A 14,499-nucleotide genomic window follows, 5' to 3' on the forward strand; every position below is an offset into this window, starting at 1 on the left:
CCACCTGCACCCATATATGAATGTTGGGGTGCCGAATTTGAAGTCAAAATTGTTGAAGAATAAAACATTGTTGTGTACTTGTAGAAGTCGAGGCATTTTATGCACCTTACAACTGTCGCGGGCCCTGCGGGGCGACTTAATCTCACCGACACGGGCGCGGTAAGTGGCGAAGAACCACAAGCCGTCCCCGTCCTGTTAGTACACGGTATGGCCTACGACATCGGAGTCTGGGACGAGACGATCGCCAGAATGCGAGCAAATCTCGGTCAAAACCAGCGCATTCTGGCGATCGACCTCCGGGGCCACGGCGCATCCGATCCGCCCGCAGACGGCGACTACAGCCCCGACTCCTGCGCCGCCGACATCATCGCCGTCCTCGACGCGCTGAACATCCCGCAAGTAGCCCTTGTCGGGCACAGTTTCGGGGCCCTGGTCGTTCTCGCCACCGCCGCCTCCGCCCCAACGCGGGTGACGCGCGTCATTCTCGCAGATCCGCCCGGTGACTTTAACTACCTGCCGCCGGGAATGTACGAGGAACAGATGGTTCCTTTCCTCGCAGCGCTGGCGGGCGACGGCTACCGGGCGGCGGCAGAGGAAAAGTTCGCCCAAGCCCTCGAAGGCGGTACGGCTGCGACGCGCGAGACTACGATCGCGCGCCTCGCATCCACCCCGCGCGATCGGCTGATCGGTATGTACAAAGGTATGTTTGCTTACAGCGCCGTCGGTGCGGTCGATCGCTACTTAGCAACTCCGGGCGCGCGAATCGCAGCAGTGCTCGCACCCGCCAACTCGTGGCCCTTCAGCCTCCACATACTCCGCCCCGAAATTGCCACCGCCGTCGTACCCGAAACCAGCCACTGGTTGCAGCTTGATGCGCCGGTTCCCTTCACCGAAGCCGTGGTGGCTCAATTGAGCAGTCATTAGTTATTAGTTATTGGTTGTTGGTTCTTGGTTGTTGGTTATTAGTTATTAGTTATTAGTTATTGGTTGTTGGTCATTGGTCATTAGTCATTAGTCATATCGTTTCCGGTTGCATCGGAATGATGTTGACTGTTAACTGTTAACTGTTAACTGTTAACAGTGAATTTACTATGCCGATGAAGAGAGGATTTGATATTAAACCGCCCGATCGCAAAGGGGGTATGTTACTTCCCAAAATCACGGCGGCAATCATCTAACAAAGCATCGAGTTCTGCGGCAACTTTCCACATATTTCGACCTTTCAAAAAAGCAGCGATCGCAGCTTCATAGGGATTTCTGCCAGTTTTTTTGACAGCCGCGATCGCCTTTTGGTTAGAAAATCCCCGCCCGCTAACCAACCAAGCAGCCAAGACGTGTCCTGTGCGCCCGATTCCACCGGCACAGTGAACTACCACCCGATCGCCCGCGCTATCTGCAGATGCCAAAAACGGTAAAATGCGATCGATTAAAATGTAGCGACTGGCAAATTCAAAATCGGCGATCGGAGCCCAGCAAACGCGATCGCCCCCAAAAACATTTCGATAGGTTCCCAGCAAATCACCATAGCGGACGAGTTGAGTCTCAGCAAGCAAACAACAAACTCGATCGATCTTCTGTCGCCGCATAAAATCAATCCACCGAGCAACTTCTGCATCGCCGTATCCCGGTTTTGCCGCACCAAACACAACTAATTCATCCTCAGAAGCCGCCGCAAATTTGTACATAATTATATTACAATTGCTATCAAGTTATACTATTTAAATAAAAATGTATCTGCGTTGATTTTCGTCAATCTGCCTGATACCATTTTTCTGACCTATGTGCTAGAGATGAACTCTTAGCCCCCCCTTAATAAGGGGGGGTTGGGGGGGGTAATATCTAGCGCTACTTTGTGAAATTGGTATGACATCTGCGGTTGACTCAATCATAATTTTACACAAGCAATCTAGTCCCGTCCAATTCTTCAATCGAAAATCTAAAATCTAAAATCTAAAATAGCATGAGTCCCAGCTTGCGAACAGTCAATGCTACCAGATATGTCACTCCTTTGCGCGAGGGAGGCTCGCTACCGGCGATCGTCGAAGCAGACGATGACGGTATGTACGTGCTCAAATTTCGCGGTGCCGGTCAGGGAGCAAAATCTTTAATCGCGGAGTTAGTAGCCGGGGAAATTGCGCGCGCGATCGGGCTACCAATCCCCGAACTCGTGTTTGTGGAACTCGATCCCGAACTCGCCCGCACTGAACCAGACCCGGAAATTCAAGATTTAATTCGCGCCAGTGCAGGCCTCAACCTCGCCCTCGACTATCTTCCCGGTTCCATCACCTTTGACCCCGTAGCGGGCAAATCTGAGGCGGATCTGGCCTCGGAAATTGTCTGGTTCGATGCTTTTGTCACCAATATCGATCGCACGCCGCGCAATGCAAATATGCTGGTATGGCACCGCCGGCTGTGGCTGATCGACCACGGTGCGGCGATGTATTTCCACCACACTTGGAAAGATTATCTCTCCCGCAGCCGCGATCGTTTTCCCGCAATCAAAGACCACGTTTTGCTGCGTTTTGCGAGCAATCTGGAAGCAGCAAACTTCAAGATGACTCAGATGCTAACGCCAGAAATTATTCGCAATATCGTTCAACTGATTCCCGATGTTTGGCTGGTGGGAAATTCGCCTTTCACCGACAGCAACCAGCATCGCGATGCTTATATTGAGTACCTGTTAAATCGGCTAGAATCAACACATATTTTTTTGGAGGAAGCGATTAGTGCCCGATCGATTGCTGTATGATTATGCCATTATCCGCGTCGTTCCCAAGGTCGATCGCGAAGAATTTATCAACGTCGGGGCGATCGTTTCTTGCGGTACCAAAAAATTTCTCGAAGCCCGGATCGAAATTGACGAACCGCGCTTGAGGGCGATCGACTCAACCTTAGATATGGAACTGATTCGCAACCACCTAGCAGTCATTCCCGTCATTTGTGCGGGCGGCCCGGAATCTGGCGCGATCGGTCAACTTCCCCACAGAGAGCGCTTTCACTGGCTCGTAGCGCCCCGCAGCACGATCGTTCAAACATCTAGGGTACACACTGGTTTGTGCGAAAATCTACCGGGTGCGATCGAACATTTGCTCGATACAATGGTGCGATAGTTTGGCAAGGTAAAAAAATGATCCAAATCGAACAAACAAACATGACCTTCCCGCTTTGGGGTTTAGCAATTTTCATCCTGTGGACGATCGCAGTTGTAGTCATGCTGCTGACAGTCAGGATTCGGCATCTATCTGCCGGCGGTTCTCCCAAAGATTTCGGCACACAAAACGATGAAAGTTTGCTGTGGCGGCTATTTCGAGTACAATCCAACTTGGTAGAAAACCTGCCTTTGTATTTGGGAGTGGTTTTTCTCCTAACAGTTAGGAGTGTTTCGGGAACAGCCGTAGACGCGCTGATTGTAACGTACATCGTGTTTCGGTTGATACACTCAATAATTCACATTGCCGGCCTCGATCCCAAATTTCGGATTGTGAGTTTAGCAGTTCAGTTAAGCTGTTTAGTCGCCTTAACTATTATGGCAGTTTTGTAGTTGATAACTTACACAACGATCGCATATATTGTAGGGTGCGTCAAGCCAAAAATCTAATTATTTCCCACACAGCCTAAGTCTGGCGCACCTGATATCAATTCCGGTTGCACTCCTCATGATGTTAACTGTTAACCGTTAACCGTTAACAGTCAACCGTTAACAGTCAACAGTCAACAGTCAACGCCTGAATTTACTATTCCGATGAAGAGAGGATTTGATATGACACATCAAAATTTATGAACAGAATATTTCGCGAGCTGGCTCTGATTTTAATCGTATTAGGCTGCATTACTACTGTTTTAATTCAGCCATCCCAATCGGCTTTAACCGCACCAACTCCAGCGCAGGAATCTCCGCACCGACAAGGAGATGTTGCTCAAACAACCAATTTTGGACGGCACTTTCAAGAATTAGGGGTTGAAGGGGCGATCGCCATTTACGACTTGAATAGCGATCGGCTTTACCAACACAACCCGCAGCGCAACAGTACAGCTTTTTTACCCGCATCTACATTTAAAATTCTCAACTCCCTGATTTCCTTAGAAACAGGCGTAATTTCCAATGAACTTGCAATTCTAACTTGGGATGGAATTCAAAGGCAAATTCCCGCCTGGAATCGAGACTTGAACATGAGAGAAGCCATCAAACTTTCCGCAGTCTGGTTTTACCAAGTTCTCGCGCGCCGAGTCGGACACGAACAAATGCAAAAATGGGTAGCAAAAGCCGATTATGGCAACCAAAACATTGGGAAAAAAGATGATATCGATAAATTTTGGTTAGAGGGAGAACTGCGAATCACACCCAATCAACAAATTCAATTCTTGCGCCGTCTCCACAAAAACGACTTACCCTTTTCCGAGCGAGCGCTCTCTATAGTTAAAGATATCATGATTGTCGAACAAACTCCCGATTACACAATCAGGGCAAAAACAGGCTGGGCTGGGTTTGGAGAACAAACAAAGGCTCAAATCGGCTGGTATGTCGGTTATTTAGAGCGGAATAAAAATGCTTATTTTTTTGCCACAAACATTGATATTCGCAGTACAAACGATGGAGCAGCTAGAATCGAGTTAACGCGCCGTTGCTTGAAGGATCTGGCGCTGCTGTAAATGCTTTATCTGTTCTTTAATAAAAAGCGTGTCAATAATTCTTCTAAAATCTTACCATTTCATATCTTGAAAAACATCTGCGTGTAAGCTGTTGTGCATTTAAATTGTATATTTTGATGACAATCAAAAATCCGATCCCCATCGGACTTTCTCCCCCTCTCCCTTTCTCCCCCTCTCCCCCTCAATCGCCATACACAATCTATATGAGTAACAGTTTATCTGTGTTAATCTGCCTCGATCTGCGGTTTCCAGATCGCTCAAAAAAACGCGCAATAAGTTTACCAATTGTTAATTACCTTTTGCCCTACCTTACCCAAACTCAAAATCTTTTTAATACTTAACAATTTATTTTCCGAAATACTGATGACAACTGTTGGATCGAAAGGCTAAGCTAGTTGCAAGCTTTGAAGCTAGGCATCAACCCCAGCCAATTTGAATCGCCTTTAAAATATGGCAAAAGAATTAGCAATAGAAACTCGCGGACTCACCAAACAATTCGATCGCCATATTGCCGTCAATGACATCGACTTGCAAGTCGCCGCCGGCGAAATCTGCGGGCTGATCGGCCCCAACGGTGCCGGCAAAACTACTTTGCTGCGAATGTTAGCCGCCGCTGAAGAACCGACTACAGGGGAGATTTACATCAACGGCTGTCCCTTGTTGCGCGATCGATCTAACCCCACTCTCAAACAGCACATCGGCTTTCTTCCCGACGATTTTCCCCTGTACGACGACCTGACTGTGTGGGATTATTTAGATTACTTTGCTCGACTCTACAACTTGCGGCAACCCCGTCGCCGAGAACGCATCTATGCAGTTTTAGAACTCGTGCAATTAACCAACAAGCGCAACAGCTTAATTTCCACTCTTTCGCGGGGGATGAAACAGCGCCTGAGTTTGGGACGAACTATTATTCACGAACCGCTTTTACTGCTGTTAGACGAACCAGTTTCGGGTTTAGATCCGATCGCGCGATCGCAATTCCGCGAAATTATCAAAACTTTGCAACAAGCCGGCATGACCGTAGTCATATCATCCCACGTTCTCAGCGATTTAGCCGAACTTTGCACCTGGGTGGGAATTATGGAATTAGGTTATCTTGTCGAAAGCGCCCCTTTGCAAGAACTTTACAAACGACTGGGAAAACAGCAAATTTTCCTGTCAACTTTGGGGGATTTAGCAGCGCTGACATCGGAACTCAAAAACTTTCCTTGGGTAGAAAGTTGGGAAATCTTGCCGGAAACTCAGCAGGTGTGCGCTCATTTTTCAGGAAGCCGGGAAGATGCGGCGAATTTATTGCGATCGCTCGTCAATGCTAACATTCCCCTCACGGAATTTCACTGCACCCAAGAAAATTTAGAAACCATCTTCCTGAAGATGGGACACAAACAAGCATCTTGACAGTTGACAGTTGACAGTTTAGGGCGACTTTTTCAATCACAACTCAAAACTATTACCTATGATTCTCAACATACTAGACACAATCGGTAACTGGAATTCCCAGCTATTCCGAGAAATCAAAGGCCGGCTGAAAATAGGCAAAATTGCGATCGTCAGCTTCCTTTCCCTCAGCAGTCAACTGGTGCTGTTCTTATTTTGGAGTGCCCAGCTACCCGTTGTCTCTCCTGTTGCTGAGGACAATTACCCCACTCACAACCAATTCTGCGCTGGACTTGATGGTAATCCCAAAGGTTATCAAACCCAATGTATCCAAGATGCTGCAGGAAATTTCATTATTAACTGGCCGTCTTGGTGGCTGCAAATATTCGTTTATCTGAGTGTATTTAGTGCGATCGTGCTATTAGTAGCAGGCACTTATATGCTTGTGAGCGACTTAGACAAAGAAGAACGCCGGGGCACACTCAACTTTATTCGCCTCAGTCCCCAATCTGCCACCGCAATTTTTCTCGGCAAAATTCTCGGTGTCCCAATTTTACTGTATCTCGCAGCAATTCTGGCTGTACCGCTGCACCTCTACAGCGGATTAGCAGCTCAAATACCTCTGCATCATATTTTATCTTTCGACATAGCAATGGTAGCTAGCTGTGCTTTATTCTACAGCGGCGCGATGCTATTTGGCTTAACAACCAGTTGGTTGGGAGGGTTTCAACCTTGGTTGGCTAGCGCTGCGGTTTTGACTTTTATTACTACAGCTTTTAATGTATCGTCATTCGGCAATGCTGCTGATTTGCTGACATTTTTGTCTCCGGCTGCTGTCCTCAAACAGGTAGTTTCTCAAGTGAATCCGTCATCGGATTCTAACCTTAGTTGGTTAATCAAAAAAATCACCGATGTCGAATGGTTTAATTTGCAGGTTGGCGAAAATCTTTTGGCTTGTACCGCCTTATCTTTATTGATTTGTGGGGTGGCAACCTACTGGATGTGGCAGGGATGGCAGCGCCGCTTTCCCAACCCGACCGCCACTGTTTTGAGCAAGAAGCAAAGTTATTTGCTGGTGATTTGCTATCAGTCAATAATTTTAGGATTTACGCTGCAATCCCAAATCACAAGTAGCGAAAACATCGGGTGTTTATTATTAATGAATTTCTTGCTGTTATTAGCTTTAATTGCTGCTTTAACTCCTGAAAGACAAGCTTTATCTGATTGGGCAAGGTATCGGAAACAAATCGTTCCCAGCAATCAGAAGTTGTGGCGGCGCTACCCCATACTCGATTTAATTTGGAGCGAAAAAAGTCCAGCACAAGTTGCGATAGCCATCAATTTTTTCATTTCAACAGTGATTGTAGTACCTGAATTTTTGAGCGAGTCGGAAACCTTTTTCTGGATAATTTTCTTAGTAAATCTCTTCCTGATTTACGCCACCATCACCCAGCTATTCCTATTTACAAAAATCAGAAACAAAGAAGTTTGGGCAGCCTGTACAATCGGAGGCGCTATCTTTTTGCTACCAATGATTTTATCTATGCTTTCCCTCACTCCAGAAAAAGCTCCTTTAATTTGGGTATTTTCAGTCGTTGGGGGCTCGATTCTGGAGAGCGCGTCAGCACTTACCATTTTCCTCTCCATGCTCAGCCAGTGGACTGTCTTGGTGCTGTTGAATCTGCAATTGAAGCGGCAACTCCGAATCGCAGGCGAATCAACGTCTAAAGCGCTGCTGAAGGCTTGAAAATAAGAGAATTAATCCCGCCCCCGCCAATAGTAATCGGTGGGCCTTCCTGACCTCAAAAACCCGGTTTCTTTGAGATTTATAGTCAACAAATGTAAAACTCGTAGAAACCTAGGGCTGCTTCATTCTCAAGAAAACGATAATTTTGTAGGGGTCGTGCCCCCGTGCCGACCCTTTTCATCGACGATTTTGCAGGTGTTTCAGAGTTCGGGCGGGCACGGGGGCACCGCCCCTACAAGAGAATGAAACAGCCCTGCGTAGAAACCGGGTTTGTAGCTATCTTGGGATCAGCAATTAAACTCTCCGAAGTCTTGTTAACTTTGTTGATTTAAAAATCTAATATTTCTCTAATAACACTCTTTAAATCTACATCAGCCGGACGTTTGGCAAACTGCTCGTGACTGTAAATCCAAACGAGTTTAATCGTGCAAGTAGTTGCGTTAACCAGCTACATTAGTCTAATCTGTCCCGAAGATCCTTTAGCAATCCTAAAATCCAGCTTGTGAAATGTCCATTCTTCTGGTAATTTAAGTTTTCCCGGTAAAGGCTCATTACGGGCATTGTTGGGATACTGGTCATCAATTAATTCTTCTACAACTTTTGAAATCAGTTCAACAAAGCTATATCCGTGAATTTTTGCAAGTTTTTTAAAGGAACGCTTGAAATTGTCGGAAGCTTCAATCGAGAAGGGAGTTGAGCCAGTCATGGACTTCTCCTTTTTTAATACGATTTGATGATTCCGAATCTAAAGTATCCTTCAAAACTTCAGACATTGCTAGTTCGTATGCGGGGTGCTTGCGCTCTCTCAAATCGAGCTTTTGATAACCCAATGCTTTCATGTCTTCGAGAAGAATTGGCTCCGTTGAACTTGCTTCGGGAAGTAGACCTTTACGAGCTTTTTTCCAAGGGAATTCACCGTGAGTCATATTGCTTAATCCATAAGCATGATAACCACCGAAATATCCCCAGATTTCTTCTAAAAGCTCTTGCTTATCAGGGGGAAGCTGCAATAAGGATTCTTTGCTAGGAATAGGTAGCTGGCTAGCTTCAAACTCGCTGTAAAACCTATAAGCAGGAGGACAAACAGGGCCGTAACGCCATGCTTGGATTTCTTCTTGAAAGAATGGCTCATCATAGAGTGCCAAATGCAAGCTTTGTGCGTAGTATAGAAGCTTCTGAATCTTCATATTAGTCATGTCAGCTTCTATACCATCTTCATAAGCTCTGATAATGAAGTAGCGAGCCAAATTGAGACAGTCGATCATAGCCCCGACCCTCAGTCTAGAACATATACTTTTAGATCGCCAGATTTACAGCAGATCAATACACATTATTATAATTGAAACTGAGGCGCGAGAGTAATCTAAAATCTGCCGATCGCACAAATGTAGATTCGATCGCCCATTCCAATCGCGATCGGGCTGTTTGTCACTAACTATACTTGCGGCCGCGCCACTGAGTAGGCTGATTCAAGGCAGAAATCAGAATTCGCAAAAACGCCAGCGGATCGGCCAAAGGTGACAGCCAAAACAGCCATTTACCAGAGGCCCCAGTTGTATCGTAGCTTGGGGCGATCGCCAAACACAAAGCCGATCGCACCGCCACCAAAAATACATTCAATCCCCACAGCCAAAACTGGGGAAACGCCCCCACAGCAGGCACTGACCCAGACAACAAATACCACAGGACGATCGGCACCGGCAAACCTTGAACCGCCAACAACAGCCACAAATCGCCCCAAATTTGACCGCTAGAAGCAGCATCTTTCAAATCGAGCGATCGTCCCCACTCATTCCAAGTCTCGATCGCCCCCTCATACATCCGCACCTGCAACACCTTCGCCCCATCCAAAAAACCCACCTTAAAGCCCTTAGCAGCCGCATAGCGAGCCAGAGTCACATCATCGCAAAAAGAACCTTTTGCCACCTCATAGCCCCCTAACGCCACCAAAACCTCCCGCTTGCACAAGAAACACTGACCGTTCGCCATCACCCGTTCCGGCACGTCCCCGCCAGTCCCCGTCGGCCCGAACCGATAAACCAAAGTCATTAACAGCGCAGGCTGCAGCCACAACTCCCCCGGATACTTGAGGATAAACTGCGGAGAGAGCGAAATCAAATCGTAATTTCCAGCTTTCGCCGTTTTGAGCAAACTCGCGATCAAACCCGGATGCGGCACAGTATCCGCATCTATCCCCAAAATCCACTCGCACTTCTCCGAACTTGCCAAAAAACCCCAATTCAGCGCCCAGGGCCGCCCTACCCAACCCGCCGGCAGCGGATCGTCGTTAATCAACCGAAACCGGGGGTCTTTTTGGGCGGCAGCTTTGACTAAATCTCCGGTTCCATCTACCGAATAGCTGTCAACTACGATCGCCTCTCGGAGCTCGTAACTTTGGCGAGTTAATCCTTCCAAACAAGGCGAAATTCGATCGGCCTCGTTCAAAGTCGGCACCACCGCAGTACAAGCCCCTAACAAGTCCAGCGTCGGCGATTCCGGTTCCAGGGGGGGGATGCGCGACGGGCCTTTAATTAACCGCGACATTAAAAGGGCGGCGGCGGGTAATTGCAGCAGCAGGATGGCGACAGGTAGGATGCTTGTCAAGAGATTTGGCATATTAGGGGCGATCTTATGGATTTTAGATTTTAGATTTTAGATTCTAAATTGAAGAATTCGGAATTGCGAATTGTGGGTTGTATTAATTTGAAAAATTTAATCAAATTTTAGCTTTAAGCATCTTACAGTACAGTAGGGTGCATTAGCGAAAATTGTCGGAAAAAATTCACAATTTCCCAACAGACGCACGCTTGGAATAAATGGTGTAAAGCAAATTAATACCATTTCTCTAAAATAATGCAACAGTATTCTTGTCCCCCCCGCAATGCAGCGGGGGGGTCAAAGAGTATTGCATGATTTTAGAGAAATGGTATAAATTAGGAGTTTAGAGCAATACGGTTCACTTAACATATTTATGCCCCGGAGATCCCCCTAAATCCCCCTTAAGAAGGGGGACTTTGAGAGCATTCTTGTCCCCCCCTTTTTAAGGGGGGTTAGGGGGGATCGTCTTAAGTAAACCGTATTGGAGTTTAGAGAGTGTCCGGGGGAGCGACAGCAATCAAATTAGTCCGCACTACAAAAGGTTTTTCTTATGGTAAACCGGACAGGATATGAAACTTGAGAATTACTTTTTATGACGCGCCCTACTGCTAATCTCTAGCTGAAAAAACCCGGTTTCTTGGAGAAACCGGGTTTTTAAATTCGCTCAAAATTTCGTGTAAAATTTTGTCAAATCAGCCGTAATTGCACGGGGGTCACTTACTTACGCAAAGCACCGACGCGCTGAGAAGGAATTTCAGCTTTCAGAGCAGATTCCAAAGACGGAATTGCTTCTGTTAAGTCATTTGCTGCGGGTTTCGCCAGCCAGCTTAAGACGATCGCCGGAACTACACCCAGAAGCACAGCTAAGGATGTCGGGAACCAAAACCGAGAATCCAAGGAAGTTACAGTGATAATTGCTCCAAAAGCAAAGTTTACCAAATAAACAATTAACGGCAAACCCATTTCCGATCGATCTAATTTAATCGACGTTTTTCTCCACAAGAAAGCTGCTACTGACATAAATAGCGCTCCCGTACCCATCCAGCCCGCCAAGTTGCGGTAAGGCATCCCGAAGAAAGCCCCAAGTTCTTCAAACTCCCAAAAAGGTACTGAAGTTTGACTCATCGCCGGATCTAGTACAAAATCCCAAGCTGTCAGCAGCAAAGAACCAAGGGCGATCGCCCCGATTTGGCCCACCCAGTTGAGTTGACCTTTACCGGCACTAACTCCAGCGCGAGCAATTATATAGGAAACCAGTCCCAGATAAAACCACGACAGCGGAATTGTAAACGGAACTAGCCCTGCAATTTTGTAGCCCAAACCGCTCAAGTAGTGATAGTTTCCGAAGGGAAAACCCGTACTCGTTCCCAACAACTCGCTACTTAAGGACAAAAACACAGAAGGCACCAAAAATGCCAGAGTTGCACCCAACCCCAACGTCCGATAGGCATAGATAGCAACCGCTGCTGCACCAAAAATGATATAAACTACTCCACCCCCAGCCATCCCCCATTGGAACAGAGTTTGTCCGGCGGGCGGTAAACTCATCACTAATTCAGGATTGGGTACAATCAGCAGCAGCCCTGCCAATCCAAAAGCCATTGACACGACGTGGGCTATTAAGCAAAAGCGCTCAGCCATCAAAAGTTGCTTCATGGGACTCCTCGAAAAAATATTAGATGCAGAAAGCATCCCCTAACAGTTTACAAATCTTTAACATCTTTAACAAAAAACCAAGACGAACTGGGAAAATCAAAATTTTCTGAATACACTGCGATCGCCCCAATCGCGAACCCGATTATACAGAATCCCCAGCCCAATTAAAAATCAGCAACTGGGAACCCAGCCGGGCCAACCGCAGAGCGATCGCCAGCGAAGTCAATGGCAGCTAGGAGTTGGCTTTCCCCGACGATCCAGAATTTTGCCGATGCTGTGCGATCGTCCCGCCTGCAGCCTGTCAAATCATGTCAGGTCGATCGACAACAATAAATAAGGTTCGCAGTGGGGACGACCGTCCGCCCAAAGTTCGCAGTGGGGACGACCGTCCGCCCTCATGCCCAAGACTTGCATTCGGCACAGATCAGTTTTTATTATGGTAATCAACCATAATAGTTGAATTTCTGGTTTTCCCGAATGGATTATTGGTAAAGCCGCCCCTCCAAATTTTTGGTATTAGTGCCAGATGTGGGTCAGGATTTAAAACCCTTAGAGCTTTTCTTTTTGTCCTGCGGTTTGGACTTTGACTTGTTAACTTCGCCTAAAGCTTGCTGAAATAAGTTGTTCAGGTGCAGGGGAACGCTGGCAATTTCCGGGAGTTCTGGTTCTAAGGGTTTTTTAAACTCTTGCAGTAAAGAATCTAAATCAGTCTCGATCGCAAAATCAGTCCGCTGTAACACTGTTTGCAAAATTTGTTCTAACTTCGCTGGATTAACTTTCGCTAACCGCTGCCAAATCCAGGCATTAATTGCAGTATCTTCAAGATAGCTGCGAACCAACTTTTCGTAACCAGGAATGGTTGAAAAGTCCTCTGCTGCCAGCATTTCGGTAAATTGAGCGTAGGTAGACAAAAAAGTTTGCCCCCAGCGAGGATGAGAAAGTGCTGTCACCTTTTCGGCTTTTTTGAAGCGATCGGGCAATTCGACTTTCGGCGTTACCATTTTTGAACTAGCATTGCTGTCGAGCATTACCTCAACGGCTTTAGCATCCGCGCCTGCTGCTGCGATGGCCGCGGCTTTGACTTCTTCTCGATCGACTCCAGCATCTTCAACCATATCCGCCAGAGATTTAGTTTCATCAACGCCGATCTCAGCTAGGTGTTTTTTAGTGATTACTTCCTGAAATTCAGCCAACTTTTTATTCAGGTGATATCCCGATAGCGTCACTTCGTCGCTACCAAAAAATTCGGTAAAATCTTCGTCGTACTTTTCTACCGACTTCCAAGCTTGTTCTAACAGTTCCGGCGCGTCGCTGTACAGGTTATTTTTGTAATTTTGCTTGAAATTGCCGATCGCCACAGCCAACTTCGGCTTGCCCAATTTCCCCATCTGAATCGCAGGGCCCGACAGTATCCACCAGTCATCGGTGAGGGGCGCAATCCGAGCCCGCAAGATTTCTCCTAACTTTAAGCGAGACATTTGTTCGAGGAAATTAGCGCTGTTGGGCTTGACAGCGTAGTGCTTGGCCGTCAGCCAGTTCATCATTTCCAAGCTGTCAGGGGAAATTTGAGTAATCTCAAACAACGCAGGAAAGCTTCTGTGCTGCCAACTTTCTAACAAACCGAGCTCGCTCTGGGTTAAATCCGGCTGACTTTCGATAAAAATGTCGATCGGCGTTTTATCTCCGACTTTACCTTCAACGGTAAAACTGTCAATCACTTGATTTTGCTGAGCAATATCATAGCGTTCGCCTGTCGATCGAGCTGCTGCAAAAGCTTCCAAAGCTACTGCTAAATCTCCTTCAGCATCCATCACAAAGTCAATTAAATTTTGCTTGAGCGTCCAAGCTTTTTCCAACATTTCATCCACAAGTAATACCGATTTTGAATGAGAGGATTTAGATTAACAATTATGGGACTCGATCGCGATCGATCGCCCAGATTGCGAAAAATCGCAAAAATATGCGATCGATGCCCGGTATCGTGTCCGATCGATTGCCATCACAAAACGATTCGTTGAATTGCGTACAAGAGTACCAACTCTGGGAGCGGGCTAAAGTCCGCACTAGGAACTTTAGGAGCGGACTCAAGTCCACACTACGAACGAATCTTAGATTTGTCAATCGATCCGAATACGATAGGAGTCCTGAATTAGTTTAATTTTATGGCTAATAGTCAACAAAAAAGCGCCAATTTCCAACTCTGCTGTTAATATTTTTTTGGGCTATCCCAGTCGGAAAACCCGCCCTAGAAAAATTTTGCTGAAAAATGGGATTTCAACCCAGCATAAAAATACCCCTCCCGCTCTAGATATCAGCTAAAAATCCCCAATAACTTTGCTAAACTCGCCTTGAAAATAGTTTTTAATTTCAATGTTATCTTGCACCTGTGGCAAAAACCGGGAATAAAACCGAAAACCTAGTATCACAATAGAACTCTTGCAAAAATCCAAAGCACCCCACCCTAACCC

At 46.6% G+C, this 14,499-nt stretch carries 15 protein-coding genes; 7 read left to right on the forward strand and 8 right to left on the reverse strand.

Annotation, left to right across the window (positions count from 1 at the left end; all coding sequences use genetic code 11):
• Positions 1 to 99 precede the first annotated feature (99 nt).
• A complete protein-coding gene (locus AACV78_RS26145; protein ID WP_194012433.1) occupies positions 100 to 924 on the forward strand; it encodes an alpha/beta fold hydrolase in 825 nt (274 codons plus the stop codon).
• Positions 925 to 1,145: 221 nt separating this feature from the next.
• Here AACV78_RS26145 and AACV78_RS26150 read toward each other — a convergent pair whose 3' ends face one another.
• Positions 1,146 to 1,685, reverse strand: a complete 540-nt coding sequence (locus tag AACV78_RS26150; protein WP_194012434.1) for a protein-tyrosine phosphatase family protein — start codon at positions 1,683 to 1,685, stop codon at positions 1,146 to 1,148.
• 275 nt (positions 1,686 to 1,960) lie between these two features.
• Here AACV78_RS26150 and AACV78_RS26155 point away from each other — a divergent pair, with 275 nt between their 5' ends.
• From AACV78_RS26155 to AACV78_RS26180, 6 genes are all read left to right on the forward strand, one after another.
• Complete coding sequence (locus AACV78_RS26155; protein ID WP_194013101.1) at positions 1,961 to 2,749, forward strand: HipA family kinase; 789 nt, start codon at positions 1,961 to 1,963, stop codon at positions 2,747 to 2,749.
• Positions 2,727 to 3,110 carry a DUF3037 domain-containing protein gene (locus AACV78_RS26160; protein ID WP_194013102.1) on the forward strand — a complete coding sequence of 128 codons (384 nt, stop codon included), beginning with the start codon at positions 2,727 to 2,729 and terminating at the stop codon, positions 3,108 to 3,110. The genes AACV78_RS26155 and AACV78_RS26160 overlap by 23 nt, the downstream gene beginning before the upstream one ends.
• 17 nt (positions 3,111 to 3,127) lie before the next feature.
• Complete coding sequence (locus AACV78_RS26165; RefSeq protein WP_194013103.1) at positions 3,128 to 3,541, forward strand: MAPEG family protein; 414 nt, start codon at positions 3,128 to 3,130, stop codon at positions 3,539 to 3,541.
• Positions 3,542 to 3,777: 236 nt separating this feature from the next.
• Entirely contained in the window at positions 3,778 to 4,650 is an 873-nt protein-coding gene (blaOXA, locus tag AACV78_RS26170; protein ID WP_194013104.1) for a class D beta-lactamase, read from the forward strand.
• Positions 4,651 to 5,100: 450 nt separating this feature from the next.
• A complete protein-coding gene (locus tag AACV78_RS26175) occupies positions 5,101 to 6,051 on the forward strand; it encodes an ABC transporter ATP-binding protein (protein ID WP_194012691.1) in 951 nt (316 codons plus the stop codon).
• A gap of 58 nt (positions 6,052 to 6,109) precedes the next feature.
• Positions 6,110 to 7,777, forward strand: a complete 1,668-nt coding sequence (locus AACV78_RS26180; protein ID WP_194012692.1) for a hypothetical protein — start codon at positions 6,110 to 6,112, stop codon at positions 7,775 to 7,777.
• Positions 7,778 to 8,225: 448 nt separating this feature from the next.
• Here AACV78_RS26180 and AACV78_RS26185 read toward each other — a convergent pair whose 3' ends face one another.
• From AACV78_RS26185 to AACV78_RS26215, 7 genes are all read right to left on the reverse strand, one after another.
• Complete coding sequence (locus tag AACV78_RS26185) at positions 8,226 to 8,483, reverse strand: hypothetical protein (protein ID WP_228042471.1); 258 nt, start codon at positions 8,481 to 8,483, stop codon at positions 8,226 to 8,228.
• On the reverse strand, positions 8,455 to 9,042 hold the full coding sequence (locus tag AACV78_RS26190; protein WP_194012693.1) for a Panacea domain-containing protein: 588 nt from the start codon (positions 9,040 to 9,042) through the stop codon (positions 8,455 to 8,457). Before AACV78_RS26190 ends, AACV78_RS26185 begins: the two co-directional genes overlap by 29 nt.
• A 166-nt stretch (positions 9,043 to 9,208) precedes the next feature.
• On the reverse strand, positions 9,209 to 10,393 hold the full coding sequence (gene cruG, locus AACV78_RS26195; RefSeq protein ID WP_194012694.1) for a 2'-O-glycosyltransferase CruG: 1,185 nt from the start codon (positions 10,391 to 10,393) through the stop codon (positions 9,209 to 9,211).
• A gap of 699 nt (positions 10,394 to 11,092) precedes the next feature.
• Positions 11,093 to 12,031, reverse strand: coding sequence for a gamma-carotene 1'-hydroxylase CruF (gene cruF / locus AACV78_RS26200; RefSeq protein WP_194012695.1), 939 nt, complete (start codon positions 12,029 to 12,031; stop codon positions 11,093 to 11,095).
• 164 nt (positions 12,032 to 12,195) lie between these two features.
• The gene (locus AACV78_RS26205) at positions 12,196 to 12,336 is read right to left on the reverse strand and encodes a hypothetical protein (protein ID WP_194012696.1); all 141 of its coding nucleotides are present in this window, start codon (positions 12,334 to 12,336) and stop codon (positions 12,196 to 12,198) included.
• A gap of 228 nt (positions 12,337 to 12,564) precedes the next feature.
• Positions 12,565 to 13,890, reverse strand: coding sequence for a hypothetical protein (locus AACV78_RS26210; protein WP_228042476.1), 1,326 nt, complete (start codon positions 13,888 to 13,890; stop codon positions 12,565 to 12,567).
• 49 nt (positions 13,891 to 13,939) lie between these two features.
• A complete protein-coding gene (locus AACV78_RS26215) occupies positions 13,940 to 14,119 on the reverse strand; it encodes a hypothetical protein (RefSeq protein WP_194012698.1) in 180 nt (59 codons plus the stop codon).
• Between the last annotated feature and the right edge of the window lie 380 nt (positions 14,120 to 14,499).

This window comes from Tychonema sp. LEGE 07196 (assembly GCF_963890365.1).
Taxonomy (GTDB): Bacteria; Cyanobacteriota; Cyanobacteriia; order Cyanobacteriales; family Microcoleaceae; genus Microcoleus.

Bases quoted from the DNA above. Each gene is read 5' to 3' on its own strand.
- AACV78_RS26175 (WP_194012691.1), top strand. From the start codon at position 5,101: ATGGCAAAAGAATTAGCAATAGAAACTCGCGGACTCACCAAACAATTC.
- AACV78_RS26155 (WP_194013101.1), top strand. From the start codon at position 1,961: ATGAGTCCCAGCTTGCGAACAGTCAATGCTACCAGATATGTCACTCCT.
- AACV78_RS26150 (WP_194012434.1), bottom strand. From the start codon at position 1,685: ATGTACAAATTTGCGGCGGCTTCTGAGGATGAATTAGTTGTGTTTGGT.
- cruG (WP_194012694.1), bottom strand. From the start codon at position 10,393: ATGCCAAATCTCTTGACAAGCATCCTACCTGTCGCCATCCTGCTGCTG.
- AACV78_RS26145 (WP_194012433.1), top strand. From the start codon at position 100: ATGCACCTTACAACTGTCGCGGGCCCTGCGGGGCGACTTAATCTCACC.
- AACV78_RS26185 (WP_228042471.1), bottom strand. From the start codon at position 8,483: ATGACTGGCTCAACTCCCTTCTCGATTGAAGCTTCCGACAATTTCAAG.
- cruF (WP_194012695.1), bottom strand. From the start codon at position 12,031: ATGAAGCAACTTTTGATGGCTGAGCGCTTTTGCTTAATAGCCCACGTC.
- AACV78_RS26165 (WP_194013103.1), top strand. From the start codon at position 3,128: ATGATCCAAATCGAACAAACAAACATGACCTTCCCGCTTTGGGGTTTA.
- blaOXA (WP_194013104.1), top strand. From the start codon at position 3,778: ATGAACAGAATATTTCGCGAGCTGGCTCTGATTTTAATCGTATTAGGC.
- AACV78_RS26190 (WP_194012693.1), bottom strand. From the start codon at position 9,042: ATGATCGACTGTCTCAATTTGGCTCGCTACTTCATTATCAGAGCTTAT.
- AACV78_RS26180 (WP_194012692.1), top strand. From the start codon at position 6,110: ATGATTCTCAACATACTAGACACAATCGGTAACTGGAATTCCCAGCTA.
- AACV78_RS26210 (WP_228042476.1), bottom strand. From the start codon at position 13,890: ATGTTGGAAAAAGCTTGGACGCTCAAGCAAAATTTAATTGACTTTGTG.